The following is a 24790-nucleotide window of genomic DNA, read 5'->3' on the forward strand; positions in this document are numbered from 1 at the left end:
CGGAACAGGCACACAGAGTCGGGGTGACAGGATTTGAACCTGCGACTTCCTGCTCCCAAAGCAGGCGCTCTAGCCAAGCTGAGCTACACCCCGTGAATGCACAGGACAGTCTACGGGCATCACGCCCGAGAATGCACATTTGACAGGTGGCCCATGTGTTAGGTTTAGTTATATCCGGCTTGGAGATGCAGAGTTCAAGACGCCTTGGAGATGCCAAGAAGTTTTGTAAATGCACAGTTCAGCCACCTGGAGAAACACCGAAACCCATGGTACAGCGTGTTTTGCCCGGGGACGTAGCTTAATGGTAAAGCCTCAGTCTTCCAAACTGATTACGCGGGTTCGATTCCCGTCGTCCCCTCCACATACAGAAGGGCCCCTCGTGCGAGGGGCCCTTCTGCTTTATATCCAAGTGCCTTATATCCATGCCCTTGGATATATGTCTGCGACTTTCGGTTTCATGTCCCGGCTTGAGGCAGGATTTCGCCAACACGTCACCCTTGGCAGCCCGGGCACCAATACAGCTTGCGGGCCCCTATCTCGGCCATCCCGACAACTCCGGAGCAGCGCCGGCACGGCTGGCCCTCGCGCCTGTAGACGAAGTGGGCATCGTCGTCGGCCGCTTTCCCGCTTCCGACGCTCCATAGCGACGAAGGCGTGGTAACAATCCGGCCGTCGCGGACGCCGTCGGACATTACCGCGACGGTATCGTCCCAAACGCGCCCGGCGGTTTCGACGTCGAGGGCATTACCGGGAGTCCACGGGTCGATGCCCTGACGGAAGAGGACCTCGGCGCGGTAGATGTTGCCGATCCCGGCCACGACGGATTGATCCATGAGGAGGAGTCCGACGGCGGTCTTGCGGCGCCGGATGCGCCGGACGAATTCTTCGCGGTCGCCAGGACGGAGATGGAGGGGGTCGGGTCCGAGGCGGGCTACGACGGCGGCCGCCTCCGGCTCCGTGATCGCGGCGCAGGTGGTGGCACCGCGAAGGTCCGCCCAGCCATGCCCGGAAATCAACCGCGCGCGGACAGCGCCGACGGGATCCGGTGGTCCGGAATAGGAACCCTGGGCTTCCCCACCCGGTTCACCGGGCCCGGAGGCGGTTTCACGCTCTCCGATCCGCCGGGGAGCCCCGATGCTGGAGGCTCCCCGGAACGATTCATCGCCACCGAAACTCCACGCCCCGTAAAGACCCAAATGGACGTGCAGGAACAAGCCGTTGTCAAAGCGGAGGAAGAGTTGCTTGCCGTGCGCACTCGCCGCGAGCAACTCGTGGCCGTCCAAGAGCTCCGCTCCCGCAGCGAACCGCCCCTGGGGACTGGTCACGGCGAGCGTGTGCCCGGCGAAGACATCCTGGAACTGGCGTGCCAGGCGGTGGATGGAATGCCCTTCAGGCACTATTCGACGACTTCGCCACTGGTTTCGTACGTCGCGATCTTGCCGATCCGGCGGATGTGGCGCTCGTCCTTGCTGAAGGGTTCCTGGAGGAAAGCTTCGATAAGTTCAGTTGCCTCTTCCACGGTGTGCTGGCGGCCGCCGACAGCGACCACGTTGGCGTCGTTGTGCTCACGGGCGAGCTTGGCGGTGGAAAGGTTCCATGCCAGGGCAGCGCGGACACCCTTGACCTTGTTCGCCGCGATCTGCTCGCCGTTGCCCGAGCCGCCGAGGACGATTCCGAGCGCGTCCACGCCGGCTTCCTGGTCGGCGACCACTGCGGCGGCCGCGTTGATGCAGAAGGAGGGGTAGTCGTCCTGGGCGTCATACACCTTGGGGCCGTGGTCGACGACTTCGTAGCCCTTGGAGGACAAGTGGCTGACGAGGTGGGCGCTGAGCTCCATGCCGGCATGGTCCGTGGCAATGTGGACGCGGGGTGTGGTCACGAGAAGTCCGTTCGGTCTGGCGCGCGAACACGGCGGAGCCGGGCGCGGCGGTGGTGGATGCGATTCCTACGTTACTAGGAACGTGGGCAAGCCCGACCCACCCAAACGGACAGGACATCGCCGGAACGGCCCGGCAATCATAGGACCGGCGGCTCCTCACCGCGCTGGGCGCGGGCGGCCACGCGGTTCAGCAAGCCCGCGAGGCTGTCCGCCGCGGCTACGCTTCCCGCGCTGAGCGCGAGCCTCCTGCCGTCGACCTGGCGAACAACGACGGCGGGCCCGCTGCTCACGAGCATCGCCGTGGCGCCCCCGTGGTGGCGAAGACCCCAGCCGCCGAAGTCCGCCGCCCGGACATCCTGTGCGGCAGCTCCCGCGATGTCAGCTGCGGACACCGTCATGACCTTCAGCACCCCTGCGAGGAAGACCTGGAGTCCTCCCCTGTCGGCGCGCACCCGGACAAAGAGGAAGCAAGCCCCCACGATGGCTGCCACCGCCAGCAGGGCTCCCAACCAAGGGAGGGCGATGGCTATCAACGTGGCGGGAAAAAGGGCGGCAACGGCGATCATCACGAAGACCGAGCTTCTGGCGTGGACCCACAGCAACATCGAATCCTCCGTGAGGGAAGGATCTTTTGCATGGACAACCTCGACCGCGAGGGCGGCGTCGTCTTCGCTCGTCCAGCGGGGATCGGGCTTGAACGCCATCATCATGACGATCCCCATGGGCAACGCCGCGCCCGAGCCCAGCGCAAGTACAGTGGCGTCGACGTGCGACATCCGGGCGTCGGCCATCCCGGATTGCCCCACGAGTCCGGCGGCGAGAACGGCAGTGACAAAGAGGGAGACCATAAGCCCGAGTCCCATCATGACCCTCCGCATGATCACGGGCCGGGAAAGTGGCACCGCCTGGATGAACACCAACCAGCCCGTGACCACCAGGATGCCGCCCCCGCCCAGCACATAGGCGGGGAAGGGCGCGAAGCTGCTTCCGCCGTCGGCGTTCCAGGCAATGGCGACGGGTTCCGGGAGGGTGTTTCGGAGCATCAAGGCACAAGCGGCAAAAGCCGCGGCCAGCAGGAGCGGGAAGGCAATGGCAAAGCGCAGTGCCCGCAGGTCCCAAATTTCGCGCATCTTCCCGCGCATTTTTCCCATAATCCAACGCTACCCCCGGTGGCCGACACTTTAGCCGCGCCTCCTTGCCAAGCAGTGTTCAAGTGAAAGAATGACTTCACAGTGCCGGCGTCGGCTGAAGCCAGCCGGCTTTTTGCAAACCATCCTTGGAGGGACCACCTTGCCAGGCTTGAACCTGACGCGCGCCGAAGCCCGGCAGCGCGCGGAACTCCTCACCGTGACGTCATATGACGTCACCCTCGATCTGACGAAGGGCGCTTCTCTCTTCGGCTCCACCACCGTGGTCAAGTTCTCCGCCGTCGAGGGTTCGTCGAGCTTCATCGACGCAATCACGGAAACCGTGCACAGTGTGACGCTGAACGGCGTCGAGTTGGATCCGACCGAAGTCGCCGACGGCGGGCGGATCCAGTTGCCGGACCTCGCCGCGGAAAACGAGCTCAAAGTTGTCGCCGACGCTCCGTACATGAATACCGGCGAAGGCCTGCACCGTTTCGTGGATCCGGTGGACAACGAGGTCTACCTGTACACCCAGTTCGAGGTCCCTGATTCGCGCCGCATGTTCGCCGTCTTCGAACAGCCGGACCTGAAAGCCTCCTTCACCTTCACGGTCACCGCCCCTTCCCATTGGGACCTGGTCTCGAACTCCCCCACTCCCCTTCCGGAAGAAACCACTCCAGGCGACGACGGCGGTGCGCGCTCCGTGTGGCGCTTCGCGCCCACCCCGCGGATCTCCTCGTACACCACCGCGCTCATCGCAGGTCCTTACCAAGCGGTCCGCAGCAAGGTCAGCAGTTCCGACGGCCGCGAGATCCCGCTGGGAGTCTTCGCCCGCAAATCGCTCATGCAGTACTTGGACGCCGAGAACATTTTCGAACTCACGCGGCAGGGCTTTGAATTCTTCGAAGCCGAATTCGGTTTCCCTTACCCCTTCGAGAAGTACGACCAGCTGTTCGTTCCCGAATTCAATGCCGGGGCCATGGAGAACGCCGGCGCGGTGACCATCCTCGAAGGTTACGTGTTCCGCAGCAAAGTCGCCGAAGCCCAGGTGGAACGCCGCGCCATCACGGTCCTCCACGAGCTCGCCCACATGTGGTTCGGCGACCTCGTCACCATGCGCTGGTGGAACGACCTCTGGCTCAACGAGTCCTTCGCCGAATATATGTCGCACCTCGCGGCCGTGGAGAACACCGAATTCGACCACGCGTGGACCACCTTCGCGTCCGTCGAGAAATCCTGGGCGTACCGCCAGGACCAGCTCCCCACCACCCACCCGATCTTCGCCGAGATCGACGATCTCCAGGACGTCGAGGTCAACTTCGACGGCATCACCTACGCAAAGGGTGCTTCGGTCCTCCGCCAGCTTGTTGCCTGGGTGGGGCCGGAACAGTTCATGGCAGGCGTACGCGAGTACTTCCGGAAGCATGCGTGGAAAAACACCGAATTGGTGGACCTCATGACGGAACTCGAGGCCGCCAGCGGCCGCGACTTGGAGCAGTGGGGCAAGCTCTGGCTCGAAACCGCCGGGGTCAACACCCTTGCGCCCGAGATCGAAGTGGGTGCGGATGGCACCATAACATCGTTCGCGATCCTCCAGACGGCGGCCGAAGAGCAGCCCGTGCTCCGTCCCCATCGCCTCGCCGTGGGCTTCTACGAGCTCACTGCGGACGGCAAGCTCGAGCGTACTTTCCGTGAGGAGCTCGACGTCGACGGCCCGCGCACCGAGGTCCCGTCCCTCGCCGGACGTGCGCGGCCGGACCTCATCCTGCTCAACGACGACGACCTCGCGTACGCGAAGATCCGCCTCGACCCGTCGTCCTTGGCCACGGCGACAACCCATTTGAAGGACTTCGCCGCGAGCCTGCCCCGCACCCTGGTCTGGGGCTCGGCCTGGGATGGGGCCCGCGACGGCGAGACGCCGGCGCGCGGCTATGTCACGCTGATCCTTGCCAACATCGCGTCCGAAACGGACTCCTCGGTCATCCTTGTCCAGCTCCGCCAACTGGCCACAACCCTGACCTACTACGTCGCTGCGGAACACAAAGAGTCCACAACAATTGCCGCGGCGGACCGGCTCTGGGAACTCGCTTCCGCCGTGGCCCCGGGCTCGGACGCGCAGCTTCAATTCGTGAAGTCCTTCGCGCTCCTCGCCACGAGCAGTTCTCAATTGGACACGGTCCAGGCGGTCTTCGAAGGTACGACTGTCCTGGACGGCCTCACCGTTGACCAGGACTTGCGCTGGGAGCTCCTTACTTCCCTTGTGGTAGGAGGCCGCCAAGGCCAGGAGAGCATTGACGCGGAACTAGCACGCGACCACACGGCCAGCGGCCAGAACGCCGCAGCCCAGGCGACGGCAGCCCTGCCAACCGCCGAGGCCAAGGCCGACGCGTGGAACAAGATTGTGGTGACCGGCGAAATGTCCAACGCCAACCAGAGCTCCGCCGTCGCGGGCTTCACGCGAGTCCTCGACACCGCGCTTCTGGAGCCGTACGCCGAAAAGTACTTCGAGGCCGTTCCGGAAATCGTTGCCAACCGCACCCACGCACTGGCCCAGCAGATCGTCGTCGGGCTCTACCCCTCACAACTGACCACCCAGGCCACGGTGGACCGCACAGACGAGTTCCTCGCCGCGCTGCCCGCGGAAAGTGCCGCCCTGCGGCGCATGATGCTCGAAAACCGCGACGGCGTTGCACGCGCCTTGAAGGCCCGCGCCGCAGACGTCTAGCAACGGTGGCCCCGGTTCCGTCAGCGGAGCCGGGGCCACCCGCCGAGAGCACGCCCACTAGACTCTTGGCATGAGCCTGGCTGAGCACCACTACTCCGTGACCGTCCGCTGGACCGGGAACCTCGGCAATGGAACCTCCAGCTACCGTGGATACTCGCGCGACCACGACGTCGAAATCCCCGGTCTGCCGGTCCTGCCCGGGTCGGCAGACCCGACGTTCCACGGCGACAGGAGCCGCTACAACCCCGAGCAACTGCTCCTCACGGCGCTTTCCCAATGCCACATGCTGTCCTTCCTGCACGTCGCGGTCAAGCGCGGCGTCGTGGTCACGGACTATGTGGACACCGCTGAGGGAACCATGCGGCTCAACCGCGACGGCAGCGGACAGTTCGAGAGCGTCGTTTTGAAACCGCAGGTGGCCTTCGTTGACCCCGCACACCTGCCGCTCGCCGATGAAATGCACCATGAAGCGAACCAGCTGTGCTTCATCGCCCGCAGCGTCAACTTTCCGGTACACCACGAAGCGATCACGACGGCGGCACCCGGCTCACGGTCACAGTGAACTAACAGGCTCCGAGCGGTCCGGATGGCGCGTACCCCTGCGCGGCGGCGATAGGGTTGAACGTGGACAAAATGTTCAGCGCCCGGCAATTTCAGGGCCCGGCGAACAATTGGACCCCGTGAGGAGCTTTCCCGTAGATGAACGTCACCACATCGACCGAAAGCATCGTGGCCGATGCCGCAAAGATCGATTTCGTGTCAATCTTCGTCACCTTGGGCATCGGCTTGGTGTTCTGGGTAGTAGCCCGGTTCATCATCCTTCGCATCACGCGCAGTGTTGCCGAAGGCACGAGCATTTTCAAGAAACCGCATTTCAGATGGGTCCAACCTGCCTTCCGGGCCCTCGACCATGAACGGCGGTCCCAGCGGGCACACACCATCGGTTCACTGCTGACAAGCGTCCTGAGCGTCGTAGTGGTGGTCATCGTCATCATCTACGTCCTCAAATTCCTGAACGTCGACATCGCACCCCTGTTGACGAGCGTCGGTATCCTCGGTGTGGCCATCGGCTTCGGCGCGCAACAGCTCATCCGGGATTTCCTGTCCGGCATCTTCATTACGATCGAAGACCAGTTCGGGATCGGCGATGTGATCGTGACCGCCGAGGTGGTTGGTACCGTTGAGTCCGTAGGCCTCCGCATCACACGGCTACGGGCCGAAGACGGCGCGATTTGGTACCTCCGCAACGGTGAGATCCTCCGCGTCGGCAACCGCTCGCAAGGCGACTACGTACCGGTGGAAGCCCCTGCGGACGATGACGCATCAGCCAGCCCCGCCGTCCCGGGAAACGCCCCGGCACCGACCGGGCCGCAAACCGGGCCGCAGACCGCGAAGGGCGCGGCCAGGGAACAAGAACAGAAAGCCAGTGAGTGACATGAGCAGCCAGCAGGAAACCGCAGCCCCGAATCCGGACGGGCGTCCGCAGTTGATGCGGGGCGATCCCTTCAGCCAGCCCGCCTACACTGACAGCTTCTACGACGCCGTGGGCGGACACGAAACGTTCGTCAAGCTTATTGACGTCTTTTACGACGGCGTGGCCGAGGATCCGCTGCTGCGCTCGATGTACCCCGAAGAAGACCTCGGCCCGGCCAAGCGGCGCTTCCTGATGTTCCTTGAGCAATACTGGGGCGGCCCGGGCACATACAGCGAAGAACGTGGCCATCCCCGCCTGCGGATGCGGCATATGCCTTTCCAGGTCACGCCAGAAGCCAAGGACCGCTGGCTTTCCCACATGCGCACCGCCGTGGATTCCCTCGGCTTGTCGCCGCTGCACGAAGGCACCCTGTGGGACTACATGGAGCGGGCTGCCCTCACCATGATCAACAGCCCGTCCCTCCAGCAGCCCTGAGCCGCCAGGACACTAGACCATTCCGAGGTTGTTGCGCCGGCTTGGATGATTATCCGAGCCGGCGCTGTTGTATCCAGTCCGGCGCCGTCGTATCCATTCCGGTGCCGCGGCTGTTGTTGGAGGCAGGGGCTTTCGCTAGAGGCCGAGGCCGGAGCCCGACCGGGCCAGGATGTGCCCGCGGCTTCCGCTCAAGCGGAACCACCGGCTATTGCGGAACAGGCGGTGCTCGCCGTCGCCCAGGAAACCCAAGGCCAGAGCGGCGAATGCGGCGCCGGCAGGGACGCCGCCCAAGCCGGGAATCTCCCGGCCCCAGACCGTGGCCCGGGCGTTGTTGACGATCAAAGCCCCCGGCTGTTCCGGGACGATCCCCGCCACCTCCGCCATGCCGGCGTCCGCAACGGACTTGAGTTCGGCGTCGGGAACTGATCCAAGCGGCTCCCAGCCGCTGCGCGGAGCCCCGACGCCCGTCCAGGACTCGGAAACCGTCGACGGCGGGATCGGCAGTTCGACGTCGTCGGCACCGGACCGCGCGAGCCGGTCCAGGACCGAAGCCAACGTGACGGTAACGTCGACGTCGGCGTCCTCGGCCAGGGCCACGGTACGCAGCCCCAGGATGGTGGGGGTGGATTCGCCGAGCAGCCGCGGCCTCAGGACGCAAACGTAGGCAGCAAGGACGCCGCCGCTGGCCTGCAGGCGGATGGCGCCATCGTCGATGCTCTTGGCTCGCGTGGCATAAGTGCGTAGATCGGCAAGATCCCGGGGATCGACGAAACGGAATGACTGGGTCAAAACATCGGACACATCATTGACTTTACCGGCATGTCCGCGGTTGAGAGGGGTCCGGACGGCGTCTAGAGTCGAACCATGACAGACACCCATGCCGGCGCGGATCATCAGGTTGCCCTCGAGGACCCGACGTCCACCCTCATCGAGTTGTTGTCATTGGCCGACTTCGACGGCGCCAGGACGGCCGAGGACATCTTCCTTGGCCCCTCCCAGAAGCAGCCCCGCCACCGTGTGTTCGGCGGGCAAGTCCTCGCCCAATCCCTGGTGGCCGGCATGCGGACCGTGGACCAGGACCGCACCGTCCATTCGATGCACGGCTACTTCCTCCGTCCGGGCGACGCCAACCAACCCATCACTTTCAGCGTTGAACGGCTTAGGGACGGGCGCTCGTTCTCAGCGCGGCGCGTCCACGCCTACCAGGAAGGGCAACCGATCCTCTCGATGATCGCGTCCTTCCAGGCTTCGGCGGACGGCGTGGAACACCAGGCAGCCATGCCGGAGGGAATTCCGGATCCCGAATCCCTCCCGAGCACTGCCGAACTATTGCGGAAGTTCGACCACCCCTTGGCGCGCCATATGTCTTTCGAACGGCCTTTCGACGTCCGCCACGTGGACCCCGCCCTTTATGTGCAGGCACCGAAGGAGCATACGGCCACCAACGCGGTGTGGATGAAGACTTTCGGTCCCATGCCCGACGAGCCCAACCTCCACCTGGCCGCCCTTGCCTACGCGAGCGATTACACCATCCTCGAGTCAGTCCTCCGAAATAACGGCTTGAGCTGGATGACTCCCGGCATGAGCGTTGCGAGCCTTGACCACGCGATGTGGTGGCATCGGCCCGTGCGCGTCGATGAGTGGCTGCTGTACGTCCAGGAATCTCCCAGCGCCCAGGGCGCGCGCGGACTCGCCACGGGCAAAATCTTCAGCCGGGACGGCCAGCACGTCGCAACAGTGGCCCAGGAAGGCATGATCCGGATTCCTTCGTGAGCGGGGGCTTCGTGGAGCGGGTTTCGTGGACTGGATTGACCGTTAGGCGGCGCCGGTCCCGCAGCGAGAAGGCCGGTGCCTTGGTTTCCCAAGACACCGGCCTTCTTGCCGCAAACCTGTATTAGTCGCGGGTCAGCTTGCGGTGCGTGACGCGATGCGGCTTGGCTGCGTCCGGGCCGAGCCGCTCGACCTTGTTTTCCTCGTACGATTCGAAGTTGCCCTCGAACCAGTACCAGCGGGACGGGTTTTCCTCGTCGCCCTCGTAGGCGAGGATGTGGGTGGCGACACGGTCGAGGAACCACCGGTCGTGCGAAACCACTACTGCACAGCCCGGGAACTCGAGCAGGGCGTTTTCAAGGCTGCTGAGGGTTTCGACATCGAGGTCGTTGGTGGGCTCGTCAAGCAGCAGGAGGTTTCCGCCCTGCTTGAGGGTCAAGGCCAGGTTGAGGCGGTTGCGCTCACCACCGGAAAGCACTCCGGCCTTCTTCTGCTGGTCCGGGCCTTTGAAGCCGAACGCCGCAACGTACGCGCGGGACGGCATTTCGACATTACCCACCTGGATGAAGTCGAGACCGTCAGAGACGACCTCCCAGAGGGTCTTGTTGGGGTCGATGCCGCCGCGGGTCTGGTCCGAATACGAGATCTTGACGGAGTCGCCCACCTTGAGGTCGCCGCCGTCGAGCGGTTCCAGTCCGACGATGGTCTTGAACAGGGTAGTCTTGCCGACGCCGTTCGGGCCGATGACGCCGACGATGCCATTGCGCGGCAAAGTGAACGACAGGCCGTCGATGAGCGTCCGGTCGTCGAAGCCCTTTTGCAGGTTCTTCGCTTCCAGGACGAGCCCGCCCAAACGAGGTCCCGGCGGAATCTGGATTTCCTCGAAGTCGAGCTTCCTGGTGCGGTCGGCCTCGGCTGCCATTTCCTCGTAGCGCGCCAGGCGGGCCTTCGACTTGGTCTGGCGGCCCTTGGCGTTGGAGCGGACCCATTCAAGTTCTTCGCTGAGCCGCTTGGCCTGCTTGGCGTCCTTCTTGCCCTGGATTTCCAGGCGGGCTCGCTTCTTCTCAAGGTACGTGGAGTAGTTGCCCTCATACGGGTAGAGCCGGCCGCGGTCCACTTCACAGATCCACTCAGCGACGTGGTCGAGGAAGTAGCGGTCGTGGGTGATGGCGAGGACGGCACCCGGGTAGCTCGAGAGGTGCTGTTCCAACCAGAGGACGCTTTCGGCATCCAGGTGGTTGGTGGGTTCGTCAAGGAGGAGCAGGTCAGGCTTCTGCAACAGGAGTTTGCAAAGCGCGACGCGACGCCGCTCGCCACCGGACAAGACGGTGACATCGGCATCGCCCGGCGGGCAACGGAGCGCGTCCATCGCCTGTTCGAGCTGGGAATCGATGTCCCAGGCGTCCGCGGTGTCGATCGCTTCCTGCAGGTGGCCCATTTCTTCCAGCAGGGTGTCGTAGTCTGCGTCCGGGCTGGCCATTTCCTCGGAGATTTCATTGAAGCGCTGGATCTTCGAGTAGATCTCGCCTACGCCTTCCTGGACGTTGCCCAGGACGGTCTTTTCCTCGTTCAGGGGCGGCTCCTGCAGGAGGATGCCCACGGAGTAGCCGGGGCTGAGGCGGGCTTCGCCATTCGACGGGGTGTCGATGCCGGCCATGATCTTCAGGATGGTCGATTTGCCGGCCCCGTTCGGGCCGACGACGCCGATCTTCGCGCCCGGGAAGAACGACATGCTGACATCGTCCAGGATAAGTTTCTCGCCAACGGCCTTGCGGGCCTTGGTCATCGTGTATATGAATTCCGCCATGCCGTTAAATCTAATGGGTGGCACGGCAGAACTCACATTCGGTGCCCCTAGCGGGAGTCCCCCACGAAGCATTTGCCGCTGGCGAGCACGGGCAGCACGGACACCGAGACCTGGCTGTCCCTGATCTCGCCCATGACGCAGTCTTTACCCGACCTGGCGGCGGCTTCGATGGCGTCCACATCCAAGCCGGTGGGAGTCTTGCTCGCCGATACTTCCACCGCGGAAGCAGGAATTCCTGCGGACTCGAGGCGCGACCGCAGGACATCCTGGGCAGGCTTGGAGGTTTCCGACACCACGGCTTTCAGCGTGGATTCCATGGTCTGGACCAGTTTCGCCGTAGCGGCGTTTGCCGACGCGGTACCCGCACCAGCCGAAGGCTGAGGCGAAGACTGGGTCGAAGGAGTACCGGTGGAGCCGCTCGACCGCGGAGCCGGACTGGCCGAAACCGGTCCGGATGCCGATGCTGAACTTCCACTCACAACCGGTGCAGGAGCAGAACAACCGGCCGCCATCCCGGCGACGGCCAGGGAGACGACAAGGAACCTCGTCAAGTTGGCGGGTGCGTGCTGGCGTCCTGGCAATTTTGGCGGAGTTCCCCTGGTGATCACCCGGCCATTCTGCCATGCGGCGCACCGCCCGCTGCGCCGCACGGCATCCTTGGGCTCTGCGCTGGGAAGGGCGATGGAAAGGGCGATGGGAAGGGCAATCGGAAGACCTACACCCATGACGCTTTCCCACGCCTCAATTCAGGTCCCCTTGCCGGGCCACGACAGCGAAGGAGTCCCCTGGACAGCAATCCAGGCCTCCGCGCCCCGTTCACGCCGGCGAGCCGACGAGTTCTCCCGTGGAGGCATTCACCCGAACGGGCTCGTTACCTGCACCATTGACTACGATTTCCCGTTCCGCATCAGGAGTGTTGCCCTCGTCGTCGTCCTCAGGTGATGCACCATCGCCGTGAGTGTCGTCGCTGTCCTCCGCGGTGGGCCAAGGGTGGTTTTGTCCAGCGTCTGCCACTGCCGTAGTGCCCTGCGGATTTGTCCCGCTTGTGGTCCGGATGAAGTTTGCCGACCCCCACATGAGGTCGTGCCCTACAGCCTCAGCCACGATTTCGGAGGCGTGGTAGAACTTGCCTTCATGTTCCCACTGCCTCAACTTGAGCCGGCCTACCACAATGACCCGCTGGCCCTTCTTGACGCTGCATCCTATGTTTCCGGCGAGGTACCTGAAAGCCTGGACGGTGAACCAATTCGTGTTCCCATCCACCCAGATGTTGTTCTTGCGATCGAACCTTCGCTCCGTTGAGCCAAGCCGAAACGACGAAGTTCCCGTTCCTCCCGGCGTGGTGGAACTTGTGATCTCGGATGCAACGAAGCCGCGGACAGTAATGAGATCGTTCATGGTGTTTGTCCTAACGTAAGTTGAACTGCCTGTCTGGCCCTTCCAGCTTCACGCCCATCCGGCCTGCGTGGCAGTGACGACTTCGCCTATGTGGAAACCCTCCGCAAAATTGCGGATGTTGAGGAAAAGTCACCCGCGCTGCGGGCTTTGTTCCTCGGGCAAATTCCGTCTTTGAGTTTCTGGAAACTTGGACTAAATTGGGTCCCATTGCCCGGATTGGGGCTTGTTTTTCTTGGGGGAAAATCGTGAAATCCGCTCTGTCGAAGAGCGCTGCATGCGTCGGCGCTCTCATCCTGTTGACGTTGCTCTCCCTCTGGCGGTTACCCCAAAGCGCCCAAGGGGTGGTGTGGGCCGAAGACGGGGCAGTGTTTCTCACGGACGCCCTCGCCCCTGATCAAGCATTCACGCCGCTCCGCTCCTACTCCGGATATCTCCACGTTGTACCTCGGCTGGCGGCCGAGTTTGTGGTCCGGTTTCTCCGGCTTGAGCACTTTGGCATCGGACTCACTGTCCTGGCCTGCCTCGCAGTAGCCGGAATCTGCCTCATGACCTACCACTGCGCTTCAGCCATCAGCAACAACCGATGGATCCGGGCCGCATGGGGCGCGGTCCCACTGGTTGTCAACGTCGGGGCGATGGAGACACTGGGGAATTTCGCGAATCTCCATTGGTACCTGCTCTGGCTCTCCCCATGGCTTTTGATGAAGCCGGCAAAATCGAAGCTTGAGGGCGGGCTCCTCTTTGTCGTAGCAGCCTTGACTTCGCTGACAGAGATCATTTCCGTTGTCTTTGTCCCGCTCTTTTTATACAAAATTCGACACAAGAACATGTGGCCGGCACGGGCAGGCCTTGGCCTGGGGCTCGTTTGCCAGGCATACGCGACGTTGAAGCGCCCTCGGGGTGGCGCCGGACATTACGACCTTGACCCGTTGTCCGTGGTTTATGGCTGGTTCCTTAATACGGCCGGCCCGATCGTCCACGGCACACCGGTCAAGGTCATGCAGCAGATTGTGAACTTCGGTGCCGCACCCATGATCGTTGCGGCACTCGTTGTCCTCGCGGGACTCGCGGCGGTGCTGATCCTTGGCACAAGAAGCGAGAAATGGCTGGCGGTTCTCTTCGCTACGGCGTCCGTGGTCATTTGGGCAGCATGCGTCCTTTCCAATCCAGCGCAATACCTCGACTACGCAACGTTCTCCACGGCGGATTGGAAGCAGTTTTTCGTCTTCGGACGATACTCCGTGGCGCCAACGATGTTCGTCCTTGCCATCGTTCCCCTCTTGGCCGCCGCCGTGGCGAAATTCGGGAAAGCCGCTCCCTTCGCCGTCCTCGCGGGATTTTCCCTGCTGGCGGTATCCATGTACTTCCCCGGTACCACCGCAACGGACAACGGGCCTGATTGGGCCGAACACGTCTCTATCGGACGCAATCTTTGCGGAACTGTTGCCGATACCGAGTTTTACGACATTCCTGCATCTCCAACGTTCTTCGAGGGCAGGGTCCGCATCCCGTGCGAAGTCCTGCGGGCTCCGTAGACCCTGAATTGTTGCAGGACGGGCCCGGCGATACACTGGGGTGCGGTCCCTGCCCCAGTAGCTCAGAGGATAGAGCAGCGGCCTTCTAATCCGACGGTCGGGGGTTCGATTCCCTCCTGGGGCACCGTAAAAAGAGGTCCTGAACTGCGCAAACGCGGTTCGGGGCCTCTCGCCGTCCGGGATCCGGCCCCTTCGGTCTACGCTGATCCCATGCCGCCAATCCCATTAGACCCGGCCCTGCCCATCACCACTTGTCCAGCAAACTGGCCTGACGTGGAAAAGCTCTTCGGCGTCCGTGGGGAGCCGTCGCGATGCTGGTGCCGGTGGTTCGCCTTGCCAGGACAGGACTGGAAGGCGACCGCACCCGGGACGCGGAAGGAACAGCTCAAAGCAAAGTTCGACGACGGCCCCGAACCAGGCGTACTCGCCTTCCGGGGCGACGAAGTGGTCGGCTGGTGCGGCGTCGAGCCGCGCCAGTGCTACCCCCGCATTGAACGTTCCCAAGTGTTGAGGGCCGCCGGCCCGGCGGCCAGAGCGGATACCGGTGTCTGGTCGGTCAGTTGTTTCGTCGTCGCTCCCGGCCATCGCCGAAGCGGGGTGGCGGCCGCATTGTTGAGTGCCGCCGTCGGGCACGCTTTCGCCAATGGGGCCGACGTCGTCGAAGGCTATCCGGTAGATCGTGCGCTCCGGCCGAAGGCCGGTACCGCGGACCTCTACCAGGGAACTGTTGGACTGTTCACGGCGGCTGGATTCACGACCATCTCGAAGAAAGTACCCGGGAGGGAAGTCATGCGGCGATGGCGCTGACCGCGCTGCGTCGACGGGTGACTTAGAGTCGTCGATATGGAAGGTGAACGAATCGCGATCATCAGGGAACGGCTGCGGGCAGAATCCGATCCGGAGCGCGCGAAAGCTGCGCAGGCCTACATGAGATCGTCGATTCCGTCCCTCGGGGTCAGGGTTCCGGCGGTCCGGCGCATGGTACTCGCGACGGCACGGGAACTGCCGTTCGGTTCTCCCGAAGAATTGCGCGACGACGTTCTGACGCTGTGGCGCGAAGCCACTTGGCGGGAGGAACGCTACGCCGCGATCGATCTCACGTCGCTCAAGTCCGTCGCAGGCGATCTCGAGATGCTGCCCCTCTATGAGGAGATCATCCGGACAGGTGCCTGGTGGGATTTCGTGGACGGCGTCTCCGAGCGGATCTGCACCCTTCTACAGCACCACCGGAACATCCTGACCCCGCTTCTGCGATCCTGGGCCGTGGACGAGGACTTCTGGATCCGTCGAGCGGCCATCACCGCCCAACTCAAGGCAAAGGCGGCCACCGACCGGGAACTTTTCGCGGCGGTTTTGGATCCGAACCTGCCGGACAAGGAGTTCTTCATCAGGAAGGCCATCGGGTGGTCCCTGCGTGAATACGCGAAAACCGACGCGCAATGGGTGCGGAATTACGTCGAATCGAAGCGCACAGCGCTCAGTCCGTTATCCCTGCGGGAAGCGTTGAAGCACCTCGGCTGAACACCGAAGAAAGGCTCAGGACCGCGACTTCACAATCCCGCGTCGCGCCCGGAACAGGACGTGGGTCTTCTTGTCGTAGAACACCAAGTACGCAATGAACAAGACCGCGATGGCGATCGCCACCCCGCGCACCACGGCAAGCGGAATCCAGCCGAAGACACTCAACTGGTCCGTCAGTCCAATGAGGGTGAAAAACGCGGTCAGGTAAAAGACCGTCCGGAGCGGCGGGCCATCCGGTATACCCGTTACGGCAAAGAATACGAGCAGCCAGACCATATACCACGGCTGGATGACGGGTGCCAGGATCACGACGGCGGCAAATGCCCAGGCCATCCGGCGAAGGACGATCTTGTTGAAGGCTTCTTCGCCGACGATCGGCCGCCCCATCCCGATCCCCCGGCCGGGGGTGCGCAAGGTCAGCCAGACTATGACGAGGGCCGAGACAACGGTGAAAACGGTCTGGATGATTTCCTTCACCACGGGTCCCGGACCGCCTATGAGATCGACGACGGATCCGGCCGTGCGCGCGACCAGGCCAACCGGGGCGTACCAGATCCATACGGTGCCGGGGGTCTGTAGTGCGCCGAGCCACCCGAATCCCAGGCCGTTCACGACCCCGGCGACGGCTAGGAGGCCTATCGAAATCGCGAGGGTCGCGGCCCACCGGAGGATCCGTCGGCCCCATCCCGCGCGGGCTCCTGCCCATAGCATCCCCGCGAAAGGCAGCGCCACCAAAGTGATCGGCTTGATGGCAATCGAAGCGGTGATCAGGACGATTCCAAGAACAGGCCGTTTGACCGAGGCGTAGTAGATGCCGGCTACCACCAGGCCCAACATGAGGGAATCGTTGTGGGCGCTGGCGATGAAGTTGATCAGGAGGACAGGGTTCAGGACAGCGACCCAGAGCGCCCTGTCCGGGTTGATACCGTGGAGCGCGGCCAGGCGAGGAACGTAAACCGCCAACAGCCAGACACCCGCGAGCGCTGCGAGACGGAATGGAATCAGAGCGAGTTCAGGGACTCCGGAATCGGGACTGCCGCCACTGATCCAGACCGCTCCCTGTTCTATCCACAGCCACAACGGTCCGTACGGGGTGGGCGCTTCGGTCCACATCGTGTCAGGGCCAAGGGAAAAGTAGTTGCTCAGCGCCGAGATTCCGTTGGTGTATGGGTTCAGGCCCTGCAGCATGAGCCTGCCTTGCCCGATGTACGCGTAGACGTCCCTGCTGAACAGCGGCAGCGAGAACATCAGCGGCAGCGTCCACATCCAAAGTGCGCGCATCAGAACCGGACGGGAGGACGGGTTCCACCCGCCAATGCGCTGGGCGATGCGAAGCCAGGAGCGCAGCAGCAAGAGCGCGCCCAGGCAGAGCATCACAGTGCAGAGGATGACGGCTACCGGCGAAGTGCGGGCCATGATGAAGATCGGCAAGCGGATGAGGGTGCCGCTTGTCGTGGCAAGCCAGCCGACTCCGATCGATCCCGCCACCATGAGCAATGAACCAACGAAGCCTTGGAGGATGGCGGTCCTGGCCGTCTTGGCAATAACAGCGCGGTGTGCCGGGGCGTTGGAACCTTCCAGAGCATCAGGATGAGCCAACGAACTCTCCACCTCACGCTCACGAAACATCGACGACGCCATCAAAAAAAAATCCTGTCCGGTTCCCTGCTGCATCCAAGCGAGGCGGCCGCGCCTGCCTCACGGATTATTGCAACTCTAGCATCGACGATTACGGCCACCGTGGGCAGTCCAGCGCGGAGACGGTCCCCGAAAGTGGCCTGAGATAGGATTAACAAGGCCTTGGCTCGACGCCGAAGACCTGTGGCCACGCCGGTTCCGCGTGAATTCATAGGAACCGCCATGTCCGAAGCGGCCCGCGCCGCTACGGTTTGCGGCACCTGTGACGACCACTACCTGACAAGGATCCTCCCATTTCAACGGACTCATTCTTCAGCGCGCTCACACGGTTCCGCCATCGTGTCATTCCCTCATCCCTCGAGTCGAAGCTCAACTCTCCAGGCGGCCTGCTGGCAGCCTTCTGCGTGGTGCACTTGGTGTTCCTCATCTTCGCCTTGCTTGTTTCCTTGCGCGGCGAGGCCTTCAGCGACACCTTTATCTACCGGGATTGGACCACTGCGGGGTTCCGGGACGAGAACCTGAGCGGCGGCCCCAGCCCGTGGGTCTACCCTGTTTTGGCATTGGTTCCGATGGCCATTGCCGGTGTGGCCGGACCTGGACCGTTCTTTTTCCTGTGGGTGGTGATGATCACACTGCTGAACGGGGCGGCAATCGCGAAGCTGACCGGTTGGGGTCGTCGTCGTGAGGCGATCCCCGCGGCATGGTGGTGGCTGGTTTTCGTCTTCATCCTGGGCTGGCTGGGCTTCGCCCGCGTAGATGGGTTCACCGCTCCGATCGTGCTGATCGCGTTGGCCTACGGAGTGTCGAACCCCTTCATCGCCTCGACTCTCCTCAGCATCGCGACATGGATGAAGGTCTGGCCTGCGGCGGTTTTGCTCTCCTTGTTCACGGTGGTCAGGCAAAGGACCAAGGTAGTGCTTGCCGGAATTCTGACCACCGCCTTGGTGGTTGCCTTGACCGCTGCCGTCGGTCAACTACCGAAGCTCTTCAACTTCCTCACCCAGCAGGGCGACCGTGGAATGCAACTGGAAGCCACCTTCACGACGCCGTGGCTGTGGCTCTCGGTCCTGCACGTCGGCGACTCACGGATGTACATGAATACGGACATCAACTCCATGCAGGTGGACGGCCCGGGCACCGCTTTCATGTCCTTCCTCATGCAGCCCCTTCTCGCTTTGGCGGCGATCCTGGTCGCGGCACTGACATTCTGGGCCCTCCACAACGGGAAGCTCAGCGGCGGCTCGGACCGCACTGAACTGCTGTTGGCCGGGTCCCTGACCATGGCGAGCGCCTTCGTCGTCTTCAACAAGGTCGGTTCACCCCAGTTCATGGTCTGGCTGGCCCCTGCGGTCGCGGTGGGCCTTGCCCACAGCTGGAAGGAATGGCGGGTCCCTGCGGCCATGCTGATAGCCATCGGCGTGGCCACCTACTTCATCTATCCCCTGTTCTACGACGCCTTGAGCCATAACAACCCGTGGATGGCAATGGTCCTGACCGTGCGAAACATCCTCCTTGTGGTCTTGTTCTGTTGGTCCGTGCGCCGCCTTTACCTTTTGGGCAAGAAGATTCCGGCCGACGTACCGGCCCCCGTCGCCAAGGAGTCCTGAGATTTCCATCCGATTCTTTGACGCGCTCGTCCGGGCGCGCGATACCGTAATGCCCCCTGCCGCCGTCGGGTGGTTTACCCGGCCGTCCAGCGTGTGGTGGGGCTTCGCCGTCGTCCACATCTACTTCCTTGGCTGGATGGCGAGCTTCTTCCTGTCCGGGAATACCTTCAGCGACACCGAGCAGTACCGCCAGTGGGCGATGAACGGCTACAACCCGGCGGACCTGAATGGCTCGATCAGCCCGTGGGTTTACCCTGTCCTGGCCCAGATTCCGATCTTCCTGGCTGACATCGCCGGTCCCGGCCCGTATCTGTTGGTCTGGACGCTGATCATCACCGCGCTCAACGCCGCGGGCCTGCTCATCCTGACGCGGGGACCCCGCAAGACAAGCGGCATTGCTCCCGCATGGTGGTGGCTGTTCTTCACCGTTTTCATGGGCTACCTCGGTTTTGCCCGGGTAGAGGGAATCACGGCTCCCATCGTCCTCGTGGCGCTGCTTTACGCTGCCACGCGTCCCGTCGCCGCGGGAATACTCCTGAGCATCGCGACGTGGATCAAGGTCTGGCCGGCCGCGGTCCTGGCGCCGATCGTCATTGCAAGCCGTGCGAGGTTGAAAGTCATCGCGTGCGGCGCGGCCGTCACAGCCGCTGTCGCCTTGGGCACCTACCTATCCGGCGGGTTCCCGCACATCCTCGACTTCCTGACCAACCAGGGCGAACGCGGAATGCAATTGGAAGCCACTTTCTCGACTCCGTGGGTCTGGCTAAGTGTTTTCAATATCGGCGGTTCCAAAATCGCGGACAACGTCGCCATCAACTCGACCGAGGTGTATGGTCCCGGCGCCAATGTTGCCGCGTTCATGATGCAACCGCTCCTGTTGCTGGCCGCCGTCGCGGGCGCCGCCCTGTTGGTGTGGGCCCTTCGTCGCGGCGCCGAACCGGAAGAACTGTTCCTCGAAGGTGCCCTCATGATGACCACAGCATTCATCGTGTTCAACAAGGTGGGTTCACCCCAGTTCATCATTTGGCTGTCACCTGTGGTGGTCGCCGGCCTCACCCATGACTGGCAACGTTGGCGGGTGCCCGCGGCACTCCTCATGGGAATCGCGATGACCACGTTCGTGATCTATCCGTTGTTCTACACTCCGCTCATCCACGCCAATCCCGTGATGGCGGCCGTGCTCACAGCACGCAATGTCCTGCTTGTCGTCCTGCTGTGGTGGTCCGTGCAGCGGTCCCTCGAATTGGGGCGCAGGTCGGACGCTCCGGAAGCAATCCGGAGCATCTGAGGCGCCGGCCCGGGCAGAACGCCGGGCCGCTTACTGAGCCGGAAACCTGAGCCAGCGCTCGAGGCGGCGGAACAGTTCTGCCGGCGTCGAACGAATGAGCAGCTTGCGCGTGTGAATGTCCAGGACCATGAGGTAGATGGTGAAGCCCACTGCCACCACGAATGCCAATGAAGATACCTTGACGTTCAGTTCGACGAAGGACAACACGGAGATCTGGTCCTGGGCGCCAAAAGCAACAAAGAACGTAATGGCCACGTAGAGGGACTTGATCTGCCAGTCGTTCCGGATGCCCGTCAGCGCGAGCAGCGGGATGAACCACAGGATGTACCACGGCTGGATGATCGGTGAAAGCATCACGACGGCGGCAAACGCCAAGGCGGCGCGCCTCACCAAGCGCGAGTAGTCGCCACGGAACATCAGGAGCACCACCAGGCCGATCCCGGCCCACTTCATGAGAGTGCGCAGTCCCGTGGCCAGCGCCGAGCCAGGGAGGCCAAGGAGGTTGGCGATCACCTCGACCTGCTGGCCCAGGAAGCCCGACGGCGAATAGCCGGTATAGCCAGGGGTAGGATCGAGGATCGCCCAGACCCATCCGAAGCCAAGGTTGTACGGGATCCCGCTCAAGGCAAGGACCCCGAAACTTATGGCCGCGGTGGCACCCCAGAACAAGAACTTCCGGGCCCAGCTTGCGGCAGGGCCAGCCCACATCAGGCCGACAAAGGGCAAGAGGAGCACGGTGATGGGCTTGATGCCTATGGACGCCGTGACCAGCAGAATCCCGGTGATGTGCCGTCCTGTGGCGGCGAAGTACATACCGGCAACTGCCAGGCCCACCATGAGCGCGTCGTTGTGCGCGCTCGCGACGAAACTGATCAGGAAGAGCGGATTCGCAACGGCGATCCACAGGGCCCGTCCCGGAATGATGCCGTGCAGTTCGGCGAGCCTCGGAATGTACACGACGCAAAGGAGCACGCCAACGAGCGCCACGAGCCGGAAAAGCAACACGGAGAGATCGGGTTGGGCCCCGGTTATCCCGACTACCCACTTGGCGATCCAGAGGAAGTACGGGCCATAGGGCGTTTTGGCCTCGGCCCAGGCGGGGTCGGCTCCGAGCGAGAACCAGTTGCTGAGGGAGGAGATGCCGGTGGTGTACGGATCCTGCCCTTCCAAGACCAGTCTCCCTTGGCCGGTGTAGGCATAGACGTCGCGCGAATAGATGGGAACGGCGAACATCATGGGAGCAGCCCAGGCCGCAACGGCGATGACCACCGATCTCAGTGAGCCTGGACCCCATTCCTTGAGCCTTTGCCCGAGCCTGAGCCAGGACCTGACCAAGAGCATTGCCCCGGCTGTGAGCAAAATCGTGGAGGTGGTGACGCCCCAACCGTCCGTGCGAAGAGCGATCACCAGGGGGTGCCTGAACATCGGGGATCCGTTGGCGATCCAACCGGCTCCGATCGAACCAGCGAAGATCATGAGGGATCCGAAAAATCCCTGCCAGATCGCCACGTAAGCCTTGGGTTGGCGGGGCATCTCCGGTTCGAGGCGGGCAGCTTCGGACGATGTGGTCCCACGGGAATAGCCGGCTGCGGCGTGCCTCGCCAGCGGCGTACCGGGCTCCTTGGCCTCATCGCGGCTATTTGGAGTGCCCACGCTCGTCCCGCCTGCCGTCATGATATTCCAGCCCCTACGTACTTTGGTCCAGCTCATCGATGCCGGCATCAACCGCTCGACAACGGCCCAGTTTACCAGCGGAGACTGCCATGGACGTGGAATCGGGGCGTCCCGCCACGCTTCCGAAGCGGCCGAACGGTAGGCTTGGCGCGTGCCTATTACTAATGAACGCATCGTTTGGATCGATTGCGAGATGACCGGCCTGGACCTTGAAAACGATGCCTTGATCGAGGTAGCGGCCCTGGTCACGGACTCGGAGCTGAACATCCTGGGTGACGGCGTCGACGTCGTCATCAAACCGGACGCGGCAGCCCTTGAGCAGATGAACGACTTCGTCCGTGACATGCATACGCGCTCGAAGCTCCTGGAGGAACTCCCCCACGGCAAAACCATGGCCGAAGCCGAAGCGATCGTCCTCGAATACATCGAGAAGTGGGTGCCGGATCCCAAAAAGGCTCCGCTTGGCGGCAACTCGGTCGGTACCGACCGGATGTTCCTCGCACGCGATATGCCCAATATCGTGGAGCACCTCCACTATCGGGTCATCGACGTCAGCACTATCAAGGAACTCTCGCGCCGCTGGTTCCCCCGCGCCTATTTTCAGTCTCCTGCCAAGCACGGCGGGCACCGGGCACTGGGTGACATCAAGGACTCCATCGACGAACTGCGTTACTACCGCGAAGCAGTCTTTGTTCCGGCGCCCGGACCCGATACCGCAACGGCCCAACGGATCGCCAAAGGGGTCGCTGCCAGCCAACAGGCAGCCAGCGAAACGTGATCTAGAGCACGTTTTCGGGAATTTTCATCCAAACGGCCAAAAGTGGCAAAACCAGCCCCTAACTCGGGGTATAGTTTTTGTCGTTGCCTTCGCAGCGAACGGGTCATCCGGTTGCGGTCAAGGCACATGGTGGGCGTAGCTCAGTTGGCAGAGCGCCTGGTTGTGGTCCAGGAGGTCGCGGGTTCAACCCCCGTCGCTCACCCTCATGAAGCCGGTACTGGTGTGCCGGCCGGGACAAAGGCCGTACTGGTATCCAGTACGGCCTTTCTCTTTTCCCGGCCGCCTTGTCCCGGCACACCATGCTGTGCCTAAATATTTGCGGCCACTTCTTCGCCCGGACCGAGAACCAGAGGAACCCTGACATGACCGTCCTGCCAGTCACCATCTGGGGTGAGCCCGTGCTCCACCGCCGGGCAAGCGAAGTGGAAGTCTTCGACGACGAACTCCGTACCTTGATCGCAGACATGTTCGAGACGAACGACGCGGCCAACGGCGTCGGGCTCGCGGCGCCCCAGGTAGGGGTCGGCAAGCGCATTTTCGTGTTCAAGTACGCCAACGAAGACGACGCTCCGGACGAAGGCGTCCTGGTGAACCCGGTCCTGACGCTTTCGAAGATCCCGGGAGCGCTTCCAGACCCCGAGGAAGACGTCGAAGGCTGCCTTTCCTTCCCCGGAGAGCACTACCCCCTGCAAAGAGCCGAGTGGGCGAGGGTCCAGGGCTTCGACGGACACGGCAACCCCGTGGATTTCGTGGCGACGGGTTGGTTCGCACGGGTGATGCAGCACGAGTTCGACCACCTTGACGGCAAGCTCTACGTGAACCGCCTCGTTGACCGCTACGCCAAGAAGGCAATGAAACAGGCCAAGAAGAACGGCTGGGGAGTTCCTGGACTGACCTGGATGCCGGGGGTCGATCCGGATCCTTTCGGCCACTGAGCCGGCAAGGCTCCGCGAAGCGTCCTAGGACGTCCTGATGGTTTGCTGGCCCGGGCAGGAATCCAAGACCCGCCGCATGGCGTCTTTCTCGGCTTGAGTGACCCATAACCGGTAGGCAACCTTGACCGATACCTGACGGGCTACGTAGTGGCACCGGAAGCGCTTGTTCGCCGGCAGCCAGCTTGCGGCGTCGCTCGCGCTCTTCTTTACGTTGGCCGGACCGTCGACGGCGATGAGGTTGACGGGATCGTTGGCCAGGCTTTGCCGCTGTTTCGGGGTCAGCTGCCGGGCTCCTTTTTGCCACGCGTCACCCAGCGCGACAACGTGGTCGATCTGCACGGCAGCGCTGCTTTCGGCGCCCCTGCGGAATTGCACATCGTGCCCCACGTAAGGCTCGCGAAGCGTTCCTGATGCGACTTTGCACGTGGAGCCAGCGGTGAACTCGACAGATTCGAGATCGCGCCTCAGGATGTCGTTCCGGGTATCGCAACCGTTGCGGTCGACGTCGAGCCAGGCCTGGCCGAATTCTTCGCGGCGGTAGTCGTCCTTCGCCGCACGCCCCTTCACCGGGAGGGTGTCAAGGGCGTCAACCGCCAGTCCGGAGGGGATTGCTTCTACGGCTTGGACCGGCTTCATCCAGCCCGGATTCACGACGGGCGCTTCGGACGGTCCGTTGCCGGGACCTTCAGAAACGGTGAACTGGCCGTGCGCGAAAAACCAGACAAGGCCGGAGGCAGCGCCCGCGAGCAAGAGGGCGATCAAGGCCCAGGCTTGGCGTGACTGGCGGCGGGCACGCCGGTAAGCGGCCCAGGTTGTGCTCAAGGGATTGCGTCCTTTCGAGGGGAGCGTCTCCCTTGAGACTAGGGCAGGAGCTGATCATCGACGGCGAAATCCACAGTGTGGAGGGGAAGTCGCCGACTGTTTTATTGCTCCTTGGTGACCCGTTTCACGTCTTCCGCGGCGACAGCAAGGAGCGACTCCAGCTGAAGCACGCGTTCCTCGGAGATGTCTCCCGCGGCAAACGCTGCCTTGGCGCCGTCGAGCAAGCGCTGGGCTTCCTTCTGGTTGGCGATCGCGACGTCGAGTGCGTGTTCCAGGGTGGTCTCGTGTACCAGGATCTTTTCGTGTTCCATGCGACCATTCTGGTCAGGATTCCCAGCTGACGCTAGCGCCCCAGCTGGGAATCCCCTGTGTCTTTC

23 protein-coding genes and 4 tRNA genes are annotated in these 24790 nt (G+C 63.0%); 15 read left to right on the forward strand and 12 right to left on the reverse strand.

The window, feature by feature from the left end; translation table 11 throughout:
• Positions 1 to 18: 18 nt before the first annotated feature.
• Positions 19 to 93 (reverse strand) — tRNA-Pro (locus tag E1809_RS04970).
• A 194-nt stretch (positions 94 to 287) separates the two neighbouring features.
• On the opposite strand from E1809_RS04970, the gene E1809_RS04975 reads away from it, so the two are divergent.
• A tRNA-Gly gene (locus E1809_RS04975) sits at positions 288 to 361 on the forward strand.
• A 130-nt stretch (positions 362 to 491) separates the two neighbouring features.
• Here E1809_RS04975 and E1809_RS04980 read toward each other — a convergent pair.
• From E1809_RS04980 to E1809_RS04990, 3 genes are all read right to left on the reverse strand, one after another.
• Positions 492 to 1397, reverse strand: coding sequence for an Fpg/Nei family DNA glycosylase (locus E1809_RS04980; RefSeq protein ID WP_133203111.1), 906 nt, complete (start codon positions 1395 to 1397; stop codon positions 492 to 494).
• A complete protein-coding gene (locus E1809_RS04985) occupies positions 1397 to 1879 on the reverse strand; it encodes a ribose-5-phosphate isomerase (protein ID WP_133203112.1) in 483 nt (160 codons plus the stop codon). The genes E1809_RS04980 and E1809_RS04985 overlap by 1 nt, the downstream gene beginning before the upstream one ends.
• 137 nt (positions 1880 to 2016) lie before the next feature.
• Entirely contained in the window at positions 2017 to 3030 is a 1014-nt protein-coding gene (locus E1809_RS04990) for a hypothetical protein (protein WP_235835447.1), read from the reverse strand.
• A gap of 139 nt (positions 3031 to 3169) precedes the next feature.
• On the opposite strand from E1809_RS04990, the gene pepN reads away from it, so the two are divergent.
• The 4 genes from pepN (at position 3170) to E1809_RS05010 (ending at position 7640) form a co-directional block, all read left to right on the forward strand.
• On the forward strand, positions 3170 to 5731 hold the full coding sequence (pepN, locus tag E1809_RS04995) for an aminopeptidase N (protein ID WP_235835448.1): 2562 nt from the start codon (positions 3170 to 3172) through the stop codon (positions 5729 to 5731).
• A 70-nt stretch (positions 5732 to 5801) separates the two neighbouring features.
• Positions 5802 to 6293 carry an OsmC family protein gene (locus E1809_RS05000; RefSeq protein ID WP_133203114.1) on the forward strand — a complete coding sequence of 164 codons (492 nt, stop codon included), beginning with the start codon at positions 5802 to 5804 and terminating at the stop codon, positions 6291 to 6293.
• Between the two features lie 137 nt (positions 6294 to 6430).
• Positions 6431 to 7165 carry a mechanosensitive ion channel family protein gene (locus E1809_RS05005; RefSeq protein ID WP_133203115.1) on the forward strand — a complete coding sequence of 245 codons (735 nt, stop codon included), beginning with the start codon at positions 6431 to 6433 and terminating at the stop codon, positions 7163 to 7165.
• 1 nt (position 7166) lies between these two features.
• On the forward strand, positions 7167 to 7640 hold the full coding sequence (locus E1809_RS05010) for a globin (RefSeq protein ID WP_133203160.1): 474 nt from the start codon (positions 7167 to 7169) through the stop codon (positions 7638 to 7640).
• Between the two features lie 135 nt (positions 7641 to 7775).
• Here the strand turns inward: E1809_RS05010 and E1809_RS05015 are convergent, their stop codons facing one another.
• Positions 7776 to 8441: a hypothetical protein gene (locus E1809_RS05015; protein ID WP_133203116.1), complete on the reverse strand. Its 666-nt coding sequence runs from the start codon at positions 8439 to 8441 to the stop codon at positions 7776 to 7778.
• Between the two features lie 63 nt (positions 8442 to 8504).
• On the opposite strand from E1809_RS05015, the gene E1809_RS05020 reads away from it, so the two are divergent.
• Positions 8505 to 9413 (forward strand): acyl-CoA thioesterase, encoded by a 909-nt coding sequence (locus E1809_RS05020; protein ID WP_133203117.1) that lies wholly within the window; start codon positions 8505 to 8507, stop codon positions 9411 to 9413.
• A gap of 121 nt (positions 9414 to 9534) precedes the next feature.
• On the opposite strand, the gene ettA is transcribed toward E1809_RS05020, so the two are convergent.
• The 3 genes from ettA to E1809_RS05035 form a co-directional block, all read right to left on the reverse strand.
• Positions 9535 to 11217, reverse strand: coding sequence for an energy-dependent translational throttle protein EttA (gene ettA / locus E1809_RS05025; protein ID WP_133203118.1), 1683 nt, complete (start codon positions 11215 to 11217; stop codon positions 9535 to 9537).
• A gap of 47 nt (positions 11218 to 11264) precedes the next feature.
• The gene (locus E1809_RS27325) at positions 11265 to 11942 is read right to left on the reverse strand and encodes a DUF6993 domain-containing protein (protein WP_235835449.1); all 678 of its coding nucleotides are present in this window, start codon (positions 11940 to 11942) and stop codon (positions 11265 to 11267) included.
• A gap of 91 nt (positions 11943 to 12033) precedes the next feature.
• Entirely contained in the window at positions 12034 to 12615 is a 582-nt protein-coding gene (locus E1809_RS05035; protein ID WP_133203119.1) for a single-stranded DNA-binding protein, read from the reverse strand.
• 245 nt (positions 12616 to 12860) lie between these two features.
• Between E1809_RS05035 and E1809_RS05040 the strand changes: the two genes are divergently transcribed.
• The 4 genes from E1809_RS05040 (at position 12861) to E1809_RS05055 (ending at position 15671) form a co-directional block, all read left to right on the forward strand.
• On the forward strand, positions 12861 to 14150 hold the full coding sequence (locus E1809_RS05040; RefSeq protein WP_133203120.1) for a hypothetical protein: 1290 nt from the start codon (positions 12861 to 12863) through the stop codon (positions 14148 to 14150).
• A gap of 51 nt (positions 14151 to 14201) precedes the next feature.
• Positions 14202 to 14274, forward strand: a tRNA-Arg gene (locus tag E1809_RS05045).
• A 149-nt stretch (positions 14275 to 14423) separates the two neighbouring features.
• Positions 14424 to 14957: a GNAT family N-acetyltransferase gene (locus E1809_RS05050; RefSeq protein WP_165962204.1), complete on the forward strand. Its 534-nt coding sequence runs from the start codon at positions 14424 to 14426 to the stop codon at positions 14955 to 14957.
• A gap of 36 nt (positions 14958 to 14993) precedes the next feature.
• On the forward strand, positions 14994 to 15671 hold the full coding sequence (locus E1809_RS05055) for a DNA alkylation repair protein (protein ID WP_133203122.1): 678 nt from the start codon (positions 14994 to 14996) through the stop codon (positions 15669 to 15671).
• 15 nt (positions 15672 to 15686) lie between these two features.
• On the opposite strand, the gene mptB (E1809_RS05060) is transcribed toward E1809_RS05055, so the two are convergent.
• A complete protein-coding gene (mptB, locus tag E1809_RS05060; protein ID WP_235835450.1) occupies positions 15687 to 17270 on the reverse strand; it encodes a polyprenol phosphomannose-dependent alpha 1,6 mannosyltransferase MptB in 1584 nt (527 codons plus the stop codon).
• Between the two features lie 332 nt (positions 17271 to 17602).
• On the opposite strand from mptB (E1809_RS05060), the gene E1809_RS05065 reads away from it, so the two are divergent.
• Together E1809_RS05065 and E1809_RS05070 are read left to right on the forward strand one after the other, a co-directional pair.
• Positions 17603 to 18916, forward strand: a complete 1314-nt coding sequence (locus E1809_RS05065) for a glycosyltransferase family 87 protein (protein WP_133203123.1) — start codon at positions 17603 to 17605, stop codon at positions 18914 to 18916.
• A gap of 49 nt (positions 18917 to 18965) precedes the next feature.
• Complete coding sequence (locus E1809_RS05070; protein ID WP_133203124.1) at positions 18966 to 20204, forward strand: glycosyltransferase 87 family protein; 1239 nt, start codon at positions 18966 to 18968, stop codon at positions 20202 to 20204.
• Positions 20205 to 20234: 30 nt separating this feature from the next.
• Here the strand turns inward: E1809_RS05070 and mptB (E1809_RS05075) are convergent, their stop codons facing one another.
• Positions 20235 to 21878, reverse strand: coding sequence for a polyprenol phosphomannose-dependent alpha 1,6 mannosyltransferase MptB (mptB, locus tag E1809_RS05075; protein ID WP_133203125.1), 1644 nt, complete (start codon positions 21876 to 21878; stop codon positions 20235 to 20237).
• 151 nt (positions 21879 to 22029) lie between these two features.
• Between mptB (E1809_RS05075) and orn the strand changes: the two genes are divergently transcribed.
• From orn to def, 3 genes are all read left to right on the forward strand, one after another.
• A complete protein-coding gene (gene orn / locus E1809_RS05080; protein ID WP_133203126.1) occupies positions 22030 to 22656 on the forward strand; it encodes an oligoribonuclease in 627 nt (208 codons plus the stop codon).
• 129 nt (positions 22657 to 22785) lie between these two features.
• A tRNA-His gene (locus E1809_RS05085) sits at positions 22786 to 22858 on the forward strand.
• Between the two features lie 160 nt (positions 22859 to 23018).
• Positions 23019 to 23591 carry a peptide deformylase gene (def, locus tag E1809_RS05090; RefSeq protein ID WP_133203127.1) on the forward strand — a complete coding sequence of 191 codons (573 nt, stop codon included), beginning with the start codon at positions 23019 to 23021 and terminating at the stop codon, positions 23589 to 23591.
• A 24-nt stretch (positions 23592 to 23615) separates the two neighbouring features.
• On the opposite strand, the gene E1809_RS05095 is transcribed toward def, so the two are convergent.
• Both E1809_RS05095 and E1809_RS05100 read right to left on the reverse strand, forming a co-directional pair.
• Positions 23616 to 24413: an HNH endonuclease family protein gene (locus E1809_RS05095; RefSeq protein ID WP_133203128.1), complete on the reverse strand. Its 798-nt coding sequence runs from the start codon at positions 24411 to 24413 to the stop codon at positions 23616 to 23618.
• Between the two features lie 101 nt (positions 24414 to 24514).
• Positions 24515 to 24724 (reverse strand): hypothetical protein, encoded by a 210-nt coding sequence (locus E1809_RS05100; RefSeq protein ID WP_133203129.1) that lies wholly within the window; start codon positions 24722 to 24724, stop codon positions 24515 to 24517.
• Positions 24725 to 24790 lie beyond the last annotated feature (66 nt).

The organism is Arthrobacter terricola (genome assembly GCF_004354015.1).
Classification (GTDB): Bacteria; Actinomycetota; Actinomycetes; order Actinomycetales; family Micrococcaceae; genus Arthrobacter; species Arthrobacter terricola.